Source organism: Stenotrophomonas sp. CS3K5 (genome assembly GCF_059515225.1).
The window spans coordinates 189,346-209,637 of sequence record NZ_JCAKRX010000002.1; the positions used below are offsets into that span (position 1 = coordinate 189,346).

A 20,292-nucleotide genomic window follows, 5' to 3' on the forward strand; every position below is an offset into this window, starting at 1 on the left:
GGACGCTACCCGTCACGACAGTCACGGTTGGCATGTCGCCACGCTTTCGATTCTCCACACAAAGCTCCACACCTTTTTCCGGTCCTCCACAGGTTTCTTAAGCGGCCTGTCATCGGCGCGGACCAGCATAGCCACGTCGCCGCAGAGTGGGCTGGGAGGCCCTCGGCGGCAGCAGGCGTGTAGTGACCGTTCCTCCCTTGGTGTTTCACCTTCGCAGTAAACCCTTCAGGAGAAGATCATGAACAAGTACAAGACCCTGGCCGCGCTGGTTGCCACCGCGCTGCTGGCCACCGCCGGTGCCGCCTCGGCCCAGACCGCCGTCACCGGCGGCGGCGCCTCACTGCCGGCCGACCTGTACAAGGGCCAGGCCGACAGCATCCTGCCGGCCAACTTCAGCTACGCCGTGACCGGTTCGGGCACCGGCAAGAAGGCCTTCCTGGAAAACAACTCCAGCCTGTTCCAGGCCACCGGCACCGTGCATTTCGCCGGCAGCGACTCGGTGCTGAGCGGCACCGAGCTGAGCACCTACAACAGCACCTACAACGTGTCCGGCGATGCCAACCGCTATGGCGCACTGGTGCAGATCCCGTCGGTCGCCACCTCGGTCACCATTCCGTTCAACAAGGCCGGTTCGGCGGTTGACCTGTCGGTCACCCAGATCTGCGGCATCTTCTCCGGCAAGATCAACAACTGGAGCCAGCTGGCGGGCCTGGGCCGTACCGGCGCCATCCAGGTTGTCTACCGCGGCGAAAGCAGCGGCACCAGCGAACTGCTGAGCCGCTTCCTGACCAGCGCCTGCCAGCCGGCTGACGTGTCGGGCACCAACCTGAAGCTGACCAACGGCGTGCCGGCATTCTCGGTACAGTCGACCTTCGCCAACCTGTTCACCACCGTGCCGTCGAACTTCATCGCCGCACCGGCCACCGGTGGCACCTCGCTGTACAACGCCGTCTATGCCGTTGACGGCCGCGTCGGCTACGTCGGTCCGGACGTGATCCCGAGCCTGACCGATGCCACCAGGATCGCCAAGGTCAAGGGCTTCTCGCCGGATGAAGTGAGCGTGCAGGCCACGCTGGAAACCGCTGCGCCGCCGACCGGTGCCGCTGCCGAGAACCCGGCGAACTGGGTGCCGGTGTTCGGCAACCCGAACGCGGGCTATCCGATTGCCGGTTACACCAACTTCGTGTTCGGCCAGTGCTACAAGAACGGCACTGTGGGCGCCAACGTGCGTGCCTTCCTGGCCCGTCACTACGGCAGCGTCGTCGATGCCAACGGCGTCGAGAAGGGCCCGAATGACGACGCGATCCGCGCGCACAAGTTCATTCCGCTGACCAAGGCCTGGCGTGATGCCGTCCGTACGCGCTTCGCCACCGCCAGCAATGCCGGTGCGGTGAACAATCCGAGCACCTGCTCGGGCATCGGTCGTCCGCTGTAACTGCAATTGCTTCTGTAGTTGCAGGAGATGCAGAAGGGCGCCGGCAGCAATGCCGGCGCCTTCTGCGTATGTCCGCCGCATGACAGTGACGGGCATGTCGCCTTCACGCCGCCAGCACCGTCTATGGGGTGCAGGGCGTGCCTGGCGCAGGCCCATCCGTATACGCCGCCGCCGACGCGGCCCATCAGGTTGACGAGGTCCCCGATGTCGCACCCGCATTCGCCCACCGCCCGCTTCCCTGCTGCCCTGTGGCGCAGCCACCCGATGGCCTGGGCCGTTGCCGTGGCCCTGGGCAGCGTGGTGGCCCCGGCCAGCCAGGCCCAGCAGGCGTTCAGCCCCGGCTGGTTCGCCGAACGCGGTGCGGCGCAGGGCGCGGCGGCACAGAGCGGGCGCATGCCCAATGGCGTGCCGATCCAGTTCCAGCTGCCCGCGCAGCAGCAGGATGCGGCGCGGCAGAAGCTGCAGCAGTCCATTGACAACCTCGGCACGGCCGCGCAAGCCATTGCCCTGCAGCAGCGCCTGCAGGAGCAGGCACGGCAGACGCGCCGCGAGGCGGGCTTCGTAGTGGCCGATGGCCTGGGCAAGGATGGCCTGAAGGTTGACGAGAATCCGTTGACGCGTGGCTGGATCAATGCCCGCGAAGCGATCCAGTCGCAGGCGGCCGACGGGCGGGTGCTGGTCAACATCGAGCAGACCGCCGATCAGGCGATCCTGAACTGGGAAACCTTCAACATTGGTGGCAACACCACGCTGAATTTCCTGCAGAACGCCGATTGGGCCGTGCTGAACCGGGTCAACGATCCCGCCGCACAGCCCAGCCAGATCCTTGGCCTGCTGAAGGCCAATGGCACCGTGTTCGTTGCCAACCGCAATGGCGTGGTGTTCGGCAACACCAGCCAGGTCAATGTCCGCAACCTGGTGGCGGCGGCGGCGCGCATCAGCGACGCGCAGTTCCGTGAGCAGGGTCTGTACAGTGCCGACGCGAACACCTCGGCGCTGACCGACGCCCTGGGCAAGGTCATGGTCGAACGCGGTGCACGCATCACCACCCACGAACCCACCACGGCAACGCGGGGCGGTGGCTACGTGCTGCTGGCCGGCCACAGCGTGGAGAACGCGGGCCAGATCGAGACGCGCAAGGGCCAGACCCAGCTTGCCTCCGGCGACAGTTTCGTGATCCGCCGTGGCGCGGGCACGGCGCAGAACACTGCATCGACCACCCGTGGCAACGAGATCGCACCGCGCTTCGTCGCCGACAGCACGGCCGGCAGCGTTCGCAACAGCGGTGTGATCCAGGCCCGCGAGGGCGACATCACGCTGGCCGGTCGCACGGTGGAACAGGCCGGCGTTGCGGTTGCCACCACTACGCTGAATCAGCGCGGCACCGTACACCTGCTGAACTCGGCGTCCGATGCGGCGGGCCGCGTGACCCTGGCTTCCGGTTCGACTACGGCCGTGCTGCTGGAAGACGATCGCAAGAGCACGGCGCTGGACAGCCAGCGCGATGCCCTCATCAAGGAGTCGGCCGAGCAGGACAAGCTTCGCGGTGCCAGCAACAGTGGCACCTTCGACAATCTCTCGCGCCTGCAGGACCGCCGCGAGCAATCCCGCATCGAAGTCGTCTCCGGCGGCGATGTGAACTTCCAGGCCGGCTCGCTGGCAGTGGCCACCGGCGGCCAGGTGATCGCCGACGCCGGCCGCCGCAGCTATCTGGATGATGGCGCGCGCGTGGACGTCTCCGGTGCGGTGGGCGTGCAGGTGGCGATGGAAAGCAACAACGTCAAGGTGAAGGTGCAGGGCAACGAGCTGCGCGATTCGCCCGACAACCGTGACAGCGGCAAGCTGATCAGCAGCGAGGTGTGGATCGACCGCCGCCAGTTGACCGAAGTCGCCGCCGGTACCGGTGGCTATGAAGGCACGCGCTGGTATGCCGGTGGCGGCCTGCTGGAAGTGGGTGGCTACCTGGACAATCAGGGGCATTCGATCAGCGAATGGGCGGCGCAGGGCGGCACCGTCCAGCTGGCAGGCAAGGAAGTGGTCAGCCACGCCGGTTCACGCATCAATCTGGCCGGTGGCAGCCTGGACGTGCAGTCCGGTGTGGTGCAGCAGAGCTGGCTGCGTGGCCGTAATGGCCAGTTGTACCGCCTTGACGATGCACCGGCGGAGATGCTGTACGACGGTCTGTACCAGGGCTACGAACTGAAGCAGGAGCGCTGGGGCGTCACCGAATCCTTCCGCAACCCGCTGGTCGCCCCCGGTCAACGCTTCGACAATGGGTACACCGTGGGACGCGATGCTGGCCGCTTGCTGATCTCGGCGCCGACAGCGGTGCTGCAGGGCCAGGTGGATACGGCGGCCTTCCAGGGCCTGCAGCAGACGCGCCGCCCCGACCCGGTGCAGGACGGGTACGCGCAGGCGCAGACGGCCGCGGCCCGCAACGCCCAGCTGTGGCTCGGGCGCTTCGACAACACCGGTCGCAGTGCGGTGTTCGATTCGAATGTCCGCATCGGAGAGATCCAGGCCGACCCCCGGCCGTGGACGCTGCAGGCGCCGATCGCGGAAGCACAGCGCAATACGGTGTGGCTGGACAGTCAGATGCTGAGCGCCCAGCGCTGGGGGCAGGTGGACCTCGCTTCGGCGGGCCGTATCGACCTTGATGGCACGCTCAGGTTGCAGGAAGGCGGCCGGCTGGGACTCACCGCAAGCCGCGTCAGCTTCGGTGGAACGGTGCAGATTGCCGGCGGGCAGGTGGACGCCGGCAACCTGCTTGCGGCGCTTGGCGGGCCCACGGCGCTGCTGAGGTCCGGGCGCGGCGCGGTGGACGTTGCGGCGGGCGCGCGGATTGATCTTGGCGGTGGCTGGAGCAACGCGCTTGCAGCGCCGGAGGGCGGTCCGGCACAGGCGTGGATCGACGGCGGACAGGTGCGCTTCAACAGCAGCCACGACATCGGTGTGGGCGAGGGAGCGACGATTCTGGTCGATGCCGGCGGCGCGATCGATGCCAACGGCAAGGGGCGCGTCGGCAAGGGCGGCAGCGTCAGTCTGCTCGCGGCCAGCACCGAGGTCGCCACCGACGGCAGCGGCCGGCTGCGCTTCGGCCAGGGCGCGCGCTTCAGCGCGCTTGGTAATGGCTGCGGCAACTTCACGTTGGCAACCGGCGGTGCGGTGTCCATCGGCGCGGCTGGCACGGATGCATCGGCAGCCTCGCTGCGATTGCAGGCAGCGCTGTTCAACAGCGGCTTCGCCGGCTATGACATCGCCGGTCACAACGGCTTGACGGTTGAACAGGGCACCCAGCTGCAGGTGGAGCGACCTGGGCTGCGCCTGGCCGACGGCGCAGCGCAGGCCCTGGCCCGCGAGCAGGGCGTGCAGGCCTGGACGCCATCGTTGTACGAGGCCGATCCGAGCAGTGGTCGCGTATCGCAGCGCGGCGGCGCGAGCCTGACACTGCGCGCGGGGCATCTGCTGTCCACGGCCGACCTGCGCGTTGGCAAGGGCGCCAGGATCGAGGTCGACCCGGGCCAGTCGATCGAACTGTTCAGCGCCGGCAACCTGAGCGTGGCCGGCCGTCTGAAGGCGGCCGGCGGTCGCATCCGCCTGGACGAGGCATTTGATCCGTCCGGTGTACGTGGCGATGCACGCCGCGAGCGCCAGTGGACGATCGCCGGTGGCGCACTGCTGGACGTGAGTGGCGATACCGTTTCGCTGCCCGACGCGCGCGGGACGTTGCGCGGGCAGGTGCGCAAGGGCGGAACGATCGAGATCGGGGGCGCGCTGGACTGGGAAGACCAGGACAACGTACGCCACCTGCCGCCCGATACCTTCGTGGTGGTGGAGCGTGGGGCGCGGCTGGATGCCTCCGGTACCTCGGCGCTGCTCGATATCGATGGCAGCGGGCGCACCCGCGTGGACAGCGACGGCGGCAGCATCGTGCTGCGCACCGGCAATGCCCTGTACCTGCAGGGTGAACTGGACGCCGCGGCCGGCGGCGACGGCGCGCGCGGCGGCACCCTGGGGGTTGCCTTCGGTGGTGGCACCTACGGCAGGGCGGCAAACGGCAAGGACGTGCTGGCACCGCGGGTGATCTCACTGACCCAGCACGCCGCGCAGGCGGCAGACCTGCCCGCACGCCTGGAATACGGACATGCGGCACTGTCGGTGGAGCAGATCGAAGCCGGTGGTTTCGATCATCTGGCCCTGTTCGGTGACATCCGTACGCAGGGGGATGTCAATCTGCGCATGGACCAGAGCCTGCGCATCCAGGGCTTGAACGAGCGTTACCTCGGCTTCGTCCCGGGTGGCAGCGAGGGCGGCCACCTGCAACTGGCCGCGCCGTATGTCCGCCTTGCGCAGGGCCGCTGGTGGCAACCGGCCGGCGAAGGCACGTTGCGCCCGCTGGAGGCGCCCCTCGACTCCGGCCGGCAGCATCGCCTGGAGGTGGGCGCCGATCTGATCGACCTGCGCGATGTGACCTGGCTGGCGGGCTTCGATCAGGTCGCGCTGCGCAGCAGCGGTGACATCCGCATGCTGGCCCCGGTCGCCAGCAGTTCACTGGTCTCCACGCTGGCAAGCCCGGGTTCGATCGACATCAGCGCCGCACGCCTGTACCCGGCGGCGCGGGCCAAGGGACGCATCGTGGCCGGCGTGCCCGACATCGGTCCTTCGGGCGAGCCGTTCTGGCAGAACCCCGACGCCGTGCTGCGCATCCATGGCGTTGCAGGCGGCGCGCAACCGGCACCGGACTCTGCGTTCGGAAGCCTGGAGCTGGTGGCGGCGACGGTGGGGCAGGGCGGCAATGTGCAGGCACCGTGGGGCCGTGTGCAGCTCGGTGGCCGGCAGTTCAACGCCAATGTGGCCGGCCGCGTCGACCTGCTTGCAGGCAGCGTGACGTCGGTGAGCGGAGCGGGCCTGCAGCTGCCGTTTGGCGGCACCGTCGATGGTGTGGGCTGGCGCCGCAATGGTGCCGACTTCGATGTACTGGGCCCCGGCTCGACCAACATCCCGATCGGTATCGACATCGTGGCCAACGCCTTCAATGGCGTGGCGGGCAGCGTGCTGGACGTGTCTGGCGGCGGCGAGCTGTCCGGTGCCGCATTCGTGGCCGGGCGAGGCGGTTCGGTGGACATCCTGCGGCACGCGCTGGCGGACGCGAACCCGCGCTACCGCTTCAGCGGCAGTGACAATGCGGTCTACGCGATCATGCCGGGACGCTCGGGCACGCAGGCGCCGCAGGCGATCGCTGACAGCAGCGCCGATCCGCGCGTTGGCCAGCTGATTGTCATTCCTGCCGGGGTTCCCGGCCTCCCGGCGGGAACCTACACGCTGCTGCCGGCCAGCTACGCACTGCAGAAGGGCGCGTTCCGCGTCGAAGTCGGGGCTGAGAGCGCCGTTGGCAGCCGCCAGCCCGTGGCCACCGGCACCGGCTCCTGGCGCGTCAGTGGACACCAGGCGCAGAGCCTGGGTGGTGCAGTCTCATCGCTGCTCACCGATCTGGTGCTGACGCCGGCGGATGTGGTGCGCCGCCATGCCAGCTACAACGAGACCCCCTACAGCGCGTTCGTACAGGGCGTGGCCGAGCGGCGTGGTGAAGCGCTGCGCTGGCGGCCAACGGACGCGGGCAACCTCAATCTGGTGCTGGGCGATGGCGCCGGACGTTCCAGCGTGCCGGCCGCGAACTTCCAGGGCGTGTCACGCTTCAACGCCGGCAGCAATGACGGACGGGGCGGCACCCTTTCGGTCAATCTGCTCGCTTCCAATGAGGCGATGCTGGAGATTGCCACCCAGGGCGCTAGTGCCGGCAGCGGCAGCGGCGCCACCCTCTTCGATTCGGCGCTCAATGCGTTCCGCCCGGAAACGATGCTGATCGGCGGCGTGCTGCGGCGTGACGCGACGACTTATTCGCTGGAGGGCAGCGCGCAGCACATCGTGGTGCGCAACGGCGTCAACCTGACGGCGCAGGAAGTGCTGCTGTCGGCCGCGTTCGGGGGCAAGGGAATCCTGGTCGAGCAGGGTGCTTCGATCGATACCTTGACCGCGGCCGATCCCTCGCTCGTTGTGCAGCCCACGGCGCCCTATCTGGTGTCGGGCGGCCTGCTTGCCGTGTCGAACCAGCGCTTGACGGCGCTCAGTGCGCAGGGCGGCACTGCCGCCGGTCCGGTGGCGATCGACATCGGCGGATGCGTGGTGGGCTGCAATGGCCAGACCCGGTTGCTGTCGGCAGGCAGCATCAATGTGGTCACCGACGGCGCCTTGAACATTGGCGACGCGGTGAGCTATGGCACGCGCCAGCTCGGCCTGGGCATGTCGGCCCTCAATCTCGGCAGCGCCGAAGCCATTGCGGCGGCAACGGCGGCCGGTGGCCTGCCGGCTGGCATGACCATGAACCAGGAGGTGCTGCAGCGGTTGCTGCGCGGAAACACCGCCACCGGCGCGCCGGCGCTGGAGGCGCTCAGCCTGACTGCGCGCGATGCCATCAACGTCTTCGGCAGCGTGGACCTGGACACCCGTGAGGGCGCAACCGGTCGCAGCAGCCTGCGCAGCCTGGTGCTGGGCGCACCGGCCATCCACGGTTACGGCAGCGCTACCGATCGCGCGCGCATCTTCGCCGATACGCTGGTCTGGGACGGTACGCTGGCCGGCACCGCATTGGCCGGCGGTGAGCAGACCCAACCGGCCGGCGAGGCGATGGTGGGGCGGCTTGGCCAAGGACAGCTGGAGATCAGTACGCGGGTGCTGGAGCTGGGGCGTGCGCCCTTCACCCGGCCCAGCTCGTCGGTGGCCGCAGATCGCCAGGTGCTCGGCTTCGCCGGCGTTACGCTGGCGGCGTCGGATCGCATGCTGTTCTCCGGCAAGGGCAGCCTGGACGTCTTCCAGCGCCAGGGCGACTACGTGGCAGGCAGCGGCTGGCAGTTCAGCGGCGGCGCGCTGGATATCGTCACCCCGCTGCTGACCGGCAACGCGGGTGCGCAGCTGGCCATCCGCAATGGCGGAACGGTGCAGCTGCGCGGTGCTGCGGCGACCGCGGGCAGCGATGCGTTGGGTGCGGAGTTGTCGATAACGGCCGAACGGATCGGCATCGACAGCCGGGTGGCGCTGGCGTCCGGCCGGTTCGAAGCCAATGCCCGCCAGGACGTGGCGCTTGGCAGCAACGCGGTGCTGGACATGGCCGGACGCAAGGTCACCCTGTTCGATGTGGACAAGTACAGCTGGGGCGGCGACGTGGCGCTGACGAGCCGCGAAGGTGACATCGTTGCCGACGCCGGGTCGCGTATCGACCTGTCCGCCCGCAACAACCGCGGCGGCCGCCTGACTGTCGCTGCGCTGGGCCCGCAGGGCGGCCGCGTCGATCTGGCCGGGATCCTGCTGGGCGGCGCCAGCGGCCGCTACGACGCCGGTGGCACCGAAGTGCCCTACGACGGTGGCGAGCTGGTGCTGCGTGCACGCCAGTTGCAGGACTTCTCCGGCCTGAACACTCGGCTTACCGCCGGTGGCATCACCGGTGGCCGGACCTTCCAGTTGCGTGAAGGCGACCTGCTGATCGGCGATGAGGTGAAAGCCCGCAATGTCGATATCAGCGTCGATGGCGGCAGCCTGCAGGTCTCGGGCCGCATCGATGCCAGTGGCGAACAGGTCGGCAGCATCCGCCTGTCGGCCCGCGATGTGCTGCGTATCGATGGCACGTTGGATGCGCATGGCAGCGGCCTGCGCGTGGACAGCTACGGCAAGATCATCGACAGCCCGAACCGGGCCATGATCGAACTGACCTCGGCCAACGGCAGCCTGCAGCTGGGTGCGGCGGCCTCGATGGACCTGCGCGCCGGCACTTCGGTGGCCACCGGTAGCGGCCCGGGCCGGAACGACGGCCGCGCACGCGGCAGCGTCAAGCTCAACGTGCCCCGCGTGGGCAGCAACGATGCAGCGATCGAGGTGGCCAGCGGCATCCGCATTGCCGGTGCCGGCGACCTCCAGGTCAACGCCTTCCGCAGCTACGATTCGGCGCCGCTGGCCAGCGCTCCAGATGTGCACGGCCATCGTCCGCAGGTGATCAACCAGCAATGGCTGGATACGGTGGTGGACCCGGACAACAGCCTGTGGATGAACGCCGCGCTGGCCAATACCGGATTGCAGCAGCGCACCGCCGCCCTGGGCAGCTACCGCCTGCGCCCCGGTGTGCAGCTGGTGGCGCGGAGCAGCAGCGACAATCCGCGTGGTGACCTGGTGGTGGCCGGCGATATCGATCTGTCCGGCTACCGCTACGGACCGCAGTCGAACCGTCTCAATCCTGCACGCCGTGGATTCGGCGAGTCGGCAGCGCTGGTGCTGCGTGCCGAGGGCGATATCAACGTCTATGGCAGCATCAACGACGGATTCGCGCCGCCGCCTGCCAACCCGGATGAAGACGGCTGGATGCTGCTGGAAGGGCGCAGCGCAGGCTCGCCGAACACCGCATTTGGCGGCGATCTGATCGTGCCCGGCGAGGGGGTCAAGCTTCAGAGTGGCACCGAGTTCCGCGCCGGAGCGACACTGAATTACGCGCTGCCGTTCCAGGCGCTGACCTTGCCGTCCGGTACGGTGCTGCCGGCGGCCATGACGCTGTCGGCAGAGCTCACGCTGCCCGCCGGCAGTGTGCTGGGAGCGGCGGTGACCACCGATGGCGGCCAGGTGCTGGCAGCAGGCACCGTGCTGGCCCAGGCGCTTACCCTGCAGGCAGGCGCACAGCTGGGTGCCGGCTTCCGCCTGCGCACGCCGGCGCCGGTGGCCGCACAGGTGTGGCCGGCCGGTGTCGCACTGCCCATTGCAATGAAGCTTTCTGGCGCACTGGATCTGCATGCCGGTGCCATCATCCCCTCGATGACCAAGGTGGAACTGGCTGGCGACGCTCCGGTGAAGCTGCGGGTGGCCGACGCCAGCGGCCGACAGGGGCGCAATTGGGCGTTGGCCGCGATGCTGCCCGAAGGGACCACGTCATGGGACCTGACCGCGGTGGCCGGTGCAGATACGGCGTCTGCCGATCCGCGCACGCGCCGCTGGGGCAGTGACGGCAGCATCGTGCTCGCCGACAGCCACTACAGCACCATCGGTACGGTGACCACCACGACGGAATGGAAAGGCGATCGTGTCGTCAACCTGGAAGGTTCGCTGTTCTGGTGGGGAGACGACAGTCTGGTCGGCAAGTCGCCGCGGGAGGCGGCGGAAATGCTCGGTGTCGCCGAAGGTGACATCTGCGAACTGGGGCCGTTCTGCGGCGCGGCGCCACGCCTGGTGGACAAGGAGGGTTCACTGATGTGGTGGGGCGACGAGTCCTGGGTCGGCAGGCCTGCATCGGAACTTGGCGCCGAGATGGGCATGTCCGAGGAAGATATCTGTGCGGTTACCGGCTACTGCTACGGCGGCGGCACGCTTACCGAAGTCACCACCTACGGCAAGCGCCTGGGCTCGCCGGCCTGGAGCGTGTTGCGTACCGGCAAGGGAGACCTGGCGCTGCTGGCGGCGCAGGACGTGCGCATGAAATCCGGCTTCGGTGTCTACACCGCAGGTACGCCCACCCATCTGGGCGATGGCAGCGATCCGCGCTTCAATGCGGCGCGTGCGCCGAAGCCGGAGAACACCGTGCTGCTCGGTTCGACCCAGGCCTCCGGGGCCTACGACGCGGCCCTCGCCAGCTATCAGGCGTGGTATCCAGACCAGGGTGGCAACCTGCGCATCGAGGCGGGGCGCGACATCATCGGCGATACATGGAGCTTCCGCGCGGAATCGGGCACGGTCCAGCGCGACCAGGCTGGCCACTCAAGCGCAGCGGTGGGCAACTGGTTGTGGCGGCAGGGGTCGGGCACCACCGGTGGTGTCGTGCAGACGCCGACCAGTTGGTGGATCAACTTCGGAACCTACAGCACGGTGAGGCCCGAACTGGACGCAACCCCCCGCCTGGTGGGCTTCACCGGGTTCGGCACGTTGGGGGGCGGCAATCTGAGCCTGGACGCAGGCCGCCATATGGGCATGCTGGACAGCATGGGCAACGCGCTGGGGTACGAGATCTCGCCGCATTCGGGTGCGCTTTCGGTCGCGGTCGGATCAACCGGGCGTGTGGTCGATGGCCAGTTGCATGTCACCGGCGGTGGTGACATGGCCCTGCGCAGCGCGGGGGCACTGAATCCGGGCCTGCGTGCCAGCAGTCGTGGCAGCACATCGGATCAGCAGGACCTGGACGTCAATGGCGTGGTGACCAATGTTCGTGGCAATACCCGCATCGACGCTGCGCGCATCGGTGGCCTCAGTGCCGTCCAGGCCAGCTATGGGCAGCTGGGCCTGAAGGATCCGCTGGTGGCCGACAGCCCGGTTGCGATGGCCGGACCGGTGCTGGTGCTGGGCGACTCAACCGCGCAGTTGCAGGCGCGCGGTGACGTGGTGCTGGGTAGTGCCGCCGATCCAGGCCGGGTTCCCGTGGCCAATTTCAACACCATCGTGCTGGATGATGGCAGCCGCGCGTCTGGCACAAGCTGGTTCTCGCTATGGACGCCGCGCACCGCGCTGGACCTGTTCTCCGCCGGCGGCAATCTCTCGCCGGGCCTGGTGGGCACGCAGCATGCGAGCGGCAGCAACCAGGCCAGGGAGGTGGTTGAGAGCAACGCCAGCAATGGCGACATCTATCTCAACTACTGGCTGTATCCCTCCCGGTTCACCGCCATTGCGGCCTCCGGCAACATCAATCTCGCCAATCTGCGCAGCAGCAGTGTGCCCGATGCCCAGGACGTCATCCTGCTGGCGCCGTCGGCGTCGGGGCGGCTGGAGGTGTTGGCGGGAGGATCGATCCTGGCTGCCAACCGGGCGACACAGATCGCGCGCTCCAGCAGTGATGCCCGCATCCCGGGCCCGTTCGATCCCGGCTTCATCGCGCAGGGTCCCGGAAACGCCGGAACCGTGCGCAGCAATGTATCCGTCGATGGGAATGCGGCCAGCCCCGGCACCGTGCTGCCGTACTTCGCGTTCGGTCCCAATACCGCGCTGGGTGCGTTGTTGCCGGCTACGCCGACTGCGGTCAGCCGGTTCTATGCCGTGGCCGGCGATATCATCGGGCTGGGCAGCGGCAGCAGGCGGCAGCTCTCGCGCAATGGCCAGAATGATGGGCGTACCGTATTTGACTGGTTTGAGGCGGGTTCGGCGGTACGGCTGCGCGCCGGCCGCGATGTCATCGGCGCCGATGTCACCGCGCTCAACACCAGCGGTACCGATATCAGCGGGATCGAGGCAGGCCGGGACATCATCCGCAGCAACCTGACGGTGGCCGGCCCGGGCAATGTCGAGGTCAGCGCCGGTCGCCAGCTGCGCCAGGAGGAGGCGGGCAGCATCGTCAGCCTGGGCGGCATCGTGCAGGGCGATACGCGCCCGGGCGCAAGCATTGCCTTGACGGCGGGCAACCAGGGCATTGATTTCGACGCAGTGCGCACCCGCTACCTGGATCCGGCCAACCTCGCCGATGCCTCGCAGTCGTTGGCCTCACAGCCGGGCAAGGCGGTGAAGATCTACGACAAGGAGTTGAGGCAGTGGCTGCAGCAGCGCTTCGGATCAGTTGTGGAGGGCGCCGAGGCCCTGGCAGCGTTCGACCGGCTGCCGAAGGAACAGCAGCGCATCTTCCTGCGCCAGGTCTACTACGCTGAACTGCGTGAAGGTGGGCGCGAATACACCGATGCCGAAGGCCCGCGTTCGGGTTCCTACCTGCGCGGTCGCGAAGCGATCGCCACGCTGATGCCTGACAAGGCTGCCACGGGCGCATCGGTCCAGCGTACCGGCGACATCGTGATGTACGGCGGTTCGGGCGTGCGTACCGAAGCCGGTGGCAACATCGAGCTGATGGCACCGGGCGGGCAGATCGTGGTCGGTGTGCAGGGTGTGGTGCCACCGGCCAGTGCCGGGCTGGTGACGCAGGGGCAGGGTGACATCCGGCTGTTCAGCCAGGACAGCGTTCTGCTGGGGCTGTCGCGGGTGATGACAACGTTCGGCGGAGACATCCTGGCCTGGTCGGAGCAGGGTGACATCAATGCCGGTCGTGGTTCGCAGACCACGTTGCTGTACACGCCACCGCGTCGCGTCTATGACGGCTGGGGCAACGTGATCCTGTCGCCGCAGGCCCCGGCCAGCGGTGCAGGCATCGCGACCCTGAATCCCATTGCCGAAGTGCCGCCGGGCGACGTCGACCTGATCGCACCGCTGGGCACCATCGATGCAGGCGAGGCTGGCATCCGCGTGTCGGGCAACATCAACCTTGCCGCGCTGCAGGTGCTCAACGCCGCCAACATCCAGGTACAGGGCCAAAGCAAGGGCCTGCCGGTGCTGGCCACGGTGAACGTCAACGCGCTGGCCTCGGCCAGTGCGGCCGCCAACAGCGCCAGCCAGGCCGCACAGGACGTGATGCGCAAGAGCCAGGATGATGCGCGGCGCAACCAGCCGTCGGTGATCAGCGTGCAGATTCTGGGCTTTGGCGGCGGAACAAGCAGCATTGCTCCACCGGCGCGCGGCACCCAGGTCAGCAGCGGCTACGACAGCAACAGCGCCTTCCAGTTCCCGCAGGCGAACCCCGAGGAGGGCACGCAGCGCCGGTAGATCCACGCCCTGCGTGGATGCGACCAACCTGCAGGAACACGCAGCATCGGGCCAGCCGCCACGGAACGGCAGCGGCCCCAGCCAGGACGGCACGGAGGGCAGGGAGCGGCCATCGGCGGTGAGGACCACCGACAGGGCGCCGCCGGGTGCAGGAGTGCGCCCGGCGGCAGGAGGGAGGTAGATCCACGCCATGCGTGGAGGCGTTGCCAGGGAAGAATCCTACAGCGCCAACACCCGCCGGTAGCTCAACGGCCCACGCCCATCGCGCAGCCCCAGCCGCAGTTCCAGCCCGGTGGCGGGCAACACCTCAGCCTGGCCCGGCAACACCGCCCAGCCCGCACCGGGCTGCCAGGCACGCAGTTCGAACCGCTGTACATCGCGCGCCACGGCAATGCCCTTCGAAGGCTCCGGTGCCGGCAGAGGATAACGGTCGGTGGCTGCACCGCTGGCCCGCCACAACGTGTTGCCCTGCCGCCACCAGCGCACCCGCTGCCAGCGCAGCCCGTCGCTGCCCACGCTGCGGGTGATCTCCAGCGCGAAGCTGCCATCCGGATGCCGCTCGCTCGCCAGCGAAGGTGGCAGCAGCCGCTGCGGCTGGTCCGCAGGGCGCACCGCGCCGTTCATCAGCGCGTCGTCCGCGCGCATTTCGATGTCGCGCTGGAACTGCTGCAGTACCCGCAACGCGGTGGTGGTCTCGGCATCGGCCTGGCGCAGACGCTGGTCGCTGCTGGCCACGCTGTCCAGCGCGCGCCAGCAGATCAGTGCCAGTACGCCCATGATGGTGATCGCGATCATCACCTCGATCAGGGTGAACCCGCCGGCAGGACGTCTCATGGCGGCGATGTCCACGGCAGCTGCAGCCGTGCCAGCGCCTGCGCCGGCGCATCCTCGGCAACCACGCTCAGTTCCAGCTGCGCTTGCCCGTCCGCTCCCGGCCCCAGCTGCTGCAGCACCAGGAAGCTGCCACGCCCCTGCACGCAGCGCTGCTGCCCCTGCTGCGGCACCTGCCCGGAAAGGCGCAGTTCCTGCCAGCGATCCTGCGCGCACAGCAGCGCGAGGCGGCGATCACGAAAGCGTGATTGATCGTCGGTGGCCACGGCCACCGAGCGCATCACCGCGGCCAGCGCGATCGAAACGATCGCCAGTGCGATCAGTACTTCAATCAAGGTGAATCCGCCCGCATTCCGCTTCATTGCATGACCTGCAACTGTCCGCTGCCATCATCACGAAGACGCACGCTGCGGCCGTCCAGCGACAGTGTCAGTTCCCAGGAAACTCCGATCCATTCCGGGCTGAGTTCGATGGCGGTAGTGGGTTGTACCGTGACGCCTGCCGTCTGCCAGCGTTGCGGCCGCAGCAGATCGTCGCGCTGCACGTCCCCCCAGCGGAAGCCATCGCGGCGGCTGAATCGATAGCCGGAGGCATCGGCCTGCCAGCGCAGGGCCCTGCCATCGATACGGGCCTCGTCGCGCGCCACCTGCAGGCGCTGCGCGAGCCGTTCAGCCTCCTGCCGCAGCTGGCGGCTGGGGTCGAGCAGGCTGCCCAGCCCCAGGCCGATGCCGGCCGTGCAGATGCCGACGATCACCAGCACCACCATCAGTTCCAGCAGGGTGAAGCCGCGCGGAATGCGCTGCATCGACATCGCCTCCTGTCCTTGCCGACGCTTGGCAGCGTACGCGCCCATGATGAAACAAAAGCGTCAGCGGCAGCTGCTAGCGTGGGCATACACGAAGGTGGCGACGGTGCGGAACATGGATGGCAAGCGCTGGGATCGTAATCGGGTGTTGACCCTGTTGGCAGCCACGCTGCTGCTGGCGGTGGTGGTCTATTGGGGCGTGACCCTGGCCGCGCCGGTAGCGGCCGCCGCCGCCAGCGAAGCGCACGCCGGGCCTCCCGCACGGCCCGCCTTCGATGCGGCTGCAAGCATGCCGCTGGTGCGGCTGCTTTCACCGGGCGCGGTGCAGACCGACGTTGTCGTGCTGGGCGTAATGGCCGGCGACCACGCGCCGCTGGCGCTGCTTTCGGTGGATGGCCGGCCCGCCGAGGCCTACGCGCCTGGGCAACGGCTGGGCCCGTCTACGGTGCTGGCCAGCGTCAGCGCCAGTAACGTGGAACTGACACAGGCCGGGCAGTCACGCAGTCTACCGGTGCCTGGGCTGCCCCCGATGCCGACCGATGGCATCGTGCCGGCCGCACGGTAGAGCCGGGTCCACGCTCGGCTGCGTCTGCGAGAACAGTCGAGCATGGCTCGACGCTACAGACTCCTGCCGAGCGATGGTTCAGCGCGCAGGTCGCTGCGGCACTACCGAGCGACCAAAGGCATCGCCCATGCGCTGCCGCGTGCCTTCCAGGTTGTACTGCATGCGCTGGTTTCCCGGTAAGTGCATCACGCGTTCGGCCTCGGGCAGCGTTGCCGGTTTGGCCGCGTTCGCAGTCGGGGCCAGCTTGCGTTGCAGGCACTCCCACGCCGGGACGCGCTCGCCGTTGACCTGCACTTCGATGCAGGGCGCGGCGTCTTCCTGCTTCTTCGTCTCATCGGCGCGAGCCGACGGCAGCGACAGCAGCAGAGCAAGGGAGAGGGCGGCGCGCAGGCACGCCATCAACGATTCACGCATCTCGAATCTCCCGCAGCAATTGACGTTCTGCAATGAAGACGTGTGGCGAAGGCAGGGTCCGCCGGCAGGCGTTTCGGCGCTGTCAAAAGATGACAGTGCTGTCACAAAACTGTTGGCGGCTTTGACGCGGCGTACACGTCCTGTTGGTAGACCCACGCGCCGCTCCCTGGCCATTCCCTTCGATACGACGCGATGCCTTCGATGACTCCTGTTCCGTGCCGAGCCGACCGCCTCACGCTGCGCCTGCATCCGCTGGTACTGGCCCTGGCCGCGTTGCCGCTGCCACTGCTTGCGCAGGACGTGGCGCCGGCGCCCAGCGTCAACATCAACGAGTACATCGTGCGTGGCAACACGGTACTCGACCCACGCCAGATCGAACGCGCGGTGGAGCCGTTCCTGGGCCCTGGCAAGACGCTGGCCGATGTCGAGAAGGCGCGCGATGCGGTGAACGCCTTGTACCAGCAGGCCGGCTACCAGTCGGTCCAGGTCGAGCTGCCGGAACAGCAGGTCAGTGGCGGCGTGGTACTGCTGAAAGTGCAGCAGACCCCGATCGGCCAGCTGCGCGTGGTGGGCACGAAGCATGAGTCCCCCGACCGCATCCGCGAGCGCGTGCCTGCGCTGGCCGAGGGCAAGGTGCCGGATTTCGACCAGGCGCAGAAGGAACTGACCGCGTTGAACGAAGGCGGACGCCGCCAGGTGATGCCGCTGGTGCGCGAGGGCCAGGTGCCGGGCACGATGGACGTGGATCTGCAGGTGGAGGAGAAGTCGCCGTGGCGCGCCAGTGCGGCCCTCAACAACGACCACAGCGCCGACACCGAGAAGCTGCGGCTGAGCGCGTCGCTGGCCTACGACAATCTGTGGAAGCGCGGCCACAGTGCCAGCGTGAGCGTCTACATGGCGCCGGAAGATACCACGCAGGCCAAGGTGTTCTCGGCGTCATACACGATGCCGTTCGAGGGCACGCCGTGGAGCCTGGAGGCGTCCGGCTATAAGTCCGACAGCCGCGTGCTCAATGCAGGCGGCCAGGTCGGTACCGGCACCGGCACCAATGTGATCGGCAACGGCCATTCGATCGGCCTCAAGCTCAACTACCGCCTGGCCGGCAGCAGCCAGTGGTGGCGCCAGCTCAGCCTCGGTGTGGATTTCAAGGACACCGAAGAAGATACGCAGATGGGCAAGGACAGCCTGAAGACGCCGTTGAAGTACGCCCCGGTCACCCTGGGCTTCGTCGGTGTGCGCCAGGGCGAGCACGATCAGCTGAGCATCAATACCCAGCTGGTGGCCGGCACCCGGCGCCTGTTCGGCTATGGCAGCGATGCCACCGCGTTCGGCCAGAAGCGCTACTGGGCCGACCCGAGCTTCGTGGCGTTCAAGGCCGATGTGGCCAACACCCACACCTTCGGCAGTGACTGGCAGTGGTACGCGCGCGGCTCGTTGCAGGTGACCGACGCGCCGCTGGTGTCGGCCGAACAGTTCGCCGCCGGCGGCATGTACACCGTGCGCGGTTACCTGTCGGCCGAGGCGATCGGCGACTACGGCGGCTTGGCCAGCCTGGAATGGCGCACCCCGGCGTGGTCGCTGTGGAGCGGCACCGATCTGCGCGTCTACAGCTTTGCTGATGCGGCGTACCTGCGCCTGCGTCAGCCGCTGCCCGAGCAGCGTGACAAGTACAACCTGGCCTCGGTCGGCCTGGGCGCGCAGCTGCGCCTGGGCGAGCACCTGCAACTGCGCCTGGACTACGCCTGGCCCTACGCCGATGGCCCGGTCACGCGCAAGGACGACCCGCGCCTGCATTTCAATATCAGCACCAGCTACTGACCCTTTCCTTGAACATGCGTTCTCCGGAGACCCTTCGCATGGACCGTTTGCTTTCCCGAGTATTGCTGCTGCTGGCCGCGCTGGTCGCGTTGCCCGCCACAGCGGCCGATGCCAACTGGTGGCAGGCCGAATGGAAGTACCGCAAGCCGATCACCGTCGACGCTGGCCCGCAGGGCGCGGGCCTGGCCGGTGACCCGGGCCGCACGCCGCTGCTGCTGCGCCTGCATACCGGCAACTTCGGTTTCGACGGCACCCAGGATGCGGGCAACGACCTGCGTTTCGTCTCGGGCGATGGCCGCACCGTGCTGGCCCACCAGATTGAGCAGTTCGATCCCACGCTGGGCCTTGCCCTGGTCTGGGTGGACGTGCCGGCGCTGAGCGCCACCGTGCCGCAGACGATCTGGATGTACTACGGCAACGAAAAGGCCCCGGCCAGCGGCAACGGCCAGCAGGTGTTCGACCCGGATTACACGCTGGTCTACCACTTTGCCGAGGCCAATGCCCCGGCGCGCGATACCACCGCCTACGGCAACAATGCCGGTGCGGTGGCGCCGCCGGCGGAAGGTTCGGTGATCGGCCGTGGCGTGCAGCTGGGCACCGGGCCGCTGCCGCTGCCGGCCAGCGCCTCGCTGGCACAGGAGGCGGGCGCACCGCTGACCGTCTCGGCCTGGATCAAGCCGGGCAGCAACAACGCTGCACAAGCCATCTACGCCCGCCGTGACGGCGCGTCCGAGCTGGTGCTGGGCCTCGACAACCGGGTGCCGTTCGTGCAGCTCAATGGCCAGCGCAGCACGCCGGCGCAACCGATTCCGGAAGGGCAGTGGGCGCACGTGGCCATCACCGCAGAGAAGGGCGCCGTGCAGCTGTATCTCAACGGTCGCGTGGTGGCGCAGCTCAGTGGTGATCTTCCGGCGCTGTCCACCGCCCCGGTGCTGGGTGCCGACGCGCCCGGCGCGACGCAGCCACTGGCCAACTTCGAAGGCGCGCTGGATGAGCTGCGCATCTCGCGGGTCGCGCGTCCGGCAGCATTGCTGCTGGCCGATGCCACCGCGCAGGGGGCCGATTCGCGCCTGATCAGCTACGGCGCCGACGAACAGTCGGCCGGACAGAGCCACTTCGCCTTCATCCTCAAGGCGATGCCGTTCGATGCCTGGGTGGTGGTCGCCATCCTTGGCCTGATGATGTTGCTGTCGTGGGCGATCATGATCGCCAAGAGCCGCCACTTCGGCCGCACCAGCAAGGCCAATGCGGTGTTCACCGAGAGCTTTGGCAAGCTGTCCGGCGTGCCGCTGCGCACCCTGTCCGACATGGATCGCCAGGGCAAGGCGCCCACTGCGATGCACGACGGTTCGCTGTGGCGCATCTACCAGGTGGCCATTGATGAGATGCAGCAGCGCCATCAGCGCGACGGCAACAGTGGCTACCTCAGTGGGGCCACCATCGCCGCGATCCGCGCCTCGATGGATGCGGTGATGGTGCGCGAGCAGGAAGCGATGGCCCGCCGCATGAACTGGCTGTCGACCACCATCGAAGGTGCGCCGTACGTGGGCCTGTTCGGTACCGTGATCGGCATCATGCTGGTGTTCGTGGTGGCGGCGATGGCCGGCGCGGTGGACATCAACTCGGTGGCACCGGGCATGGCCGCGGCGCTGCTGTGTACGGCGGCCGGCCTCGGTGTCGCGATCCCGGCACTGTTCGGCTACAACTATCTGGGCGCACGCGCCGAGGCGATCGGCGCCGATATGGCGGTGTTCATCGATGAGTTCGCCGCACGCCTGGCCGAAGAGCAGGACGGGCGCGGCCCCGCCGCGGTCCAGGGCTGAGGGG

9 protein-coding genes are annotated in these 20,292 nt (G+C 68.2%); 5 read left to right on the top strand and 4 right to left on the bottom strand.

Features of this window, described 5'->3' with window-relative positions:
- Positions 1-238 precede the first annotated feature (238 nt).
- Together AC5YGJ_RS03475 and AC5YGJ_RS03480 are read left to right on the top strand one after the other, a co-directional pair.
- Positions 239-1,435 carry a substrate-binding domain-containing protein gene (locus tag AC5YGJ_RS03475; RefSeq protein WP_496185724.1) on the top strand — a complete coding sequence of 399 codons (1,197 nt, stop codon included), beginning with the start codon at positions 239-241 and terminating at the stop codon, positions 1,433-1,435.
- A gap of 204 nt (positions 1,436-1,639) precedes the next feature.
- Positions 1,640-14,032 (top strand): filamentous hemagglutinin family protein, encoded by a 12,393-nt coding sequence (locus AC5YGJ_RS03480; RefSeq protein ID WP_496185725.1) that lies wholly within the window; start codon positions 1,640-1,642, stop codon positions 14,030-14,032.
- Between the two features lie 219 nt (positions 14,033-14,251).
- On the opposite strand, the gene AC5YGJ_RS03485 is transcribed toward AC5YGJ_RS03480, so the two are convergent.
- Genes AC5YGJ_RS03485 through gspH form a run of 3 tightly spaced genes read right to left on the bottom strand, consistent with a single transcriptional unit; the run spans position 14,252 to position 15,668 of the window.
- Complete coding sequence (locus AC5YGJ_RS03485) at positions 14,252-14,866, bottom strand: prepilin-type N-terminal cleavage/methylation domain-containing protein (RefSeq protein WP_496185726.1); 615 nt, start codon at positions 14,864-14,866, stop codon at positions 14,252-14,254.
- Positions 14,863-15,225, bottom strand: a complete 363-nt coding sequence (gene gspI, locus AC5YGJ_RS03490; RefSeq protein WP_496185727.1) for a type II secretion system minor pseudopilin GspI — start codon at positions 15,223-15,225, stop codon at positions 14,863-14,865. Before gspI ends, AC5YGJ_RS03485 begins: the two co-directional genes overlap by 4 nt.
- A complete protein-coding gene (gene gspH, locus AC5YGJ_RS03495; RefSeq protein ID WP_496185728.1) occupies positions 15,222-15,668 on the bottom strand; it encodes a type II secretion system minor pseudopilin GspH in 447 nt (148 codons plus the stop codon). The genes gspI and gspH overlap by 4 nt, the downstream gene beginning before the upstream one ends.
- 115 nt (positions 15,669-15,783) lie before the next feature.
- On the opposite strand from gspH, the gene AC5YGJ_RS03500 reads away from it, so the two are divergent.
- A complete protein-coding gene (locus AC5YGJ_RS03500; protein WP_496185729.1) occupies positions 15,784-16,233 on the top strand; it encodes a hypothetical protein in 450 nt (149 codons plus the stop codon).
- A 78-nt stretch (positions 16,234-16,311) separates the two neighbouring features.
- On the opposite strand, the gene AC5YGJ_RS03505 is transcribed toward AC5YGJ_RS03500, so the two are convergent.
- Positions 16,312-16,647, bottom strand: coding sequence for a hypothetical protein (locus AC5YGJ_RS03505; protein WP_496185730.1), 336 nt, complete (start codon positions 16,645-16,647; stop codon positions 16,312-16,314).
- A gap of 201 nt (positions 16,648-16,848) precedes the next feature.
- Here AC5YGJ_RS03505 and AC5YGJ_RS03510 point away from each other — a divergent pair, with 201 nt between their 5' ends.
- On the top strand, positions 16,849-18,465 hold the full coding sequence (locus tag AC5YGJ_RS03510; RefSeq protein ID WP_496185731.1) for a ShlB/FhaC/HecB family hemolysin secretion/activation protein: 1,617 nt from the start codon (positions 16,849-16,851) through the stop codon (positions 18,463-18,465).
- 38 nt (positions 18,466-18,503) lie between these two features.
- Complete coding sequence (locus tag AC5YGJ_RS03515) at positions 18,504-20,288, top strand: DUF2341 domain-containing protein (protein WP_496185732.1); 1,785 nt, start codon at positions 18,504-18,506, stop codon at positions 20,286-20,288.
- Positions 20,289-20,292 lie beyond the last annotated feature (4 nt).

Bases quoted from the DNA above. Each gene is read 5' to 3' on its own strand.
- AC5YGJ_RS03475 (WP_496185724.1), top strand. From the start codon at position 239: ATGAACAAGTACAAGACCCTGGCCGCGCTGGTTGCCACCGCGCTGCTG.
- AC5YGJ_RS03480 (WP_496185725.1), top strand. From the start codon at position 1,640: ATGTCGCACCCGCATTCGCCCACCGCCCGCTTCCCTGCTGCCCTGTGG.
- AC5YGJ_RS03485 (WP_496185726.1), bottom strand. From the start codon at position 14,866: ATGAGACGTCCTGCCGGCGGGTTCACCCTGATCGAGGTGATGATCGCG.
- gspI (WP_496185727.1), bottom strand. From the start codon at position 15,225: ATGAAGCGGAATGCGGGCGGATTCACCTTGATTGAAGTACTGATCGCA.
- gspH (WP_496185728.1), bottom strand. From the start codon at position 15,668: ATGCAGCGCATTCCGCGCGGCTTCACCCTGCTGGAACTGATGGTGGTG.
- AC5YGJ_RS03500 (WP_496185729.1), top strand. From the start codon at position 15,784: ATGGATGGCAAGCGCTGGGATCGTAATCGGGTGTTGACCCTGTTGGCA.
- AC5YGJ_RS03505 (WP_496185730.1), bottom strand. From the start codon at position 16,647: ATGCGTGAATCGTTGATGGCGTGCCTGCGCGCCGCCCTCTCCCTTGCT.
- AC5YGJ_RS03510 (WP_496185731.1), top strand. From the start codon at position 16,849: ATGACTCCTGTTCCGTGCCGAGCCGACCGCCTCACGCTGCGCCTGCAT.
- AC5YGJ_RS03515 (WP_496185732.1), top strand. From the start codon at position 18,504: ATGGACCGTTTGCTTTCCCGAGTATTGCTGCTGCTGGCCGCGCTGGTC.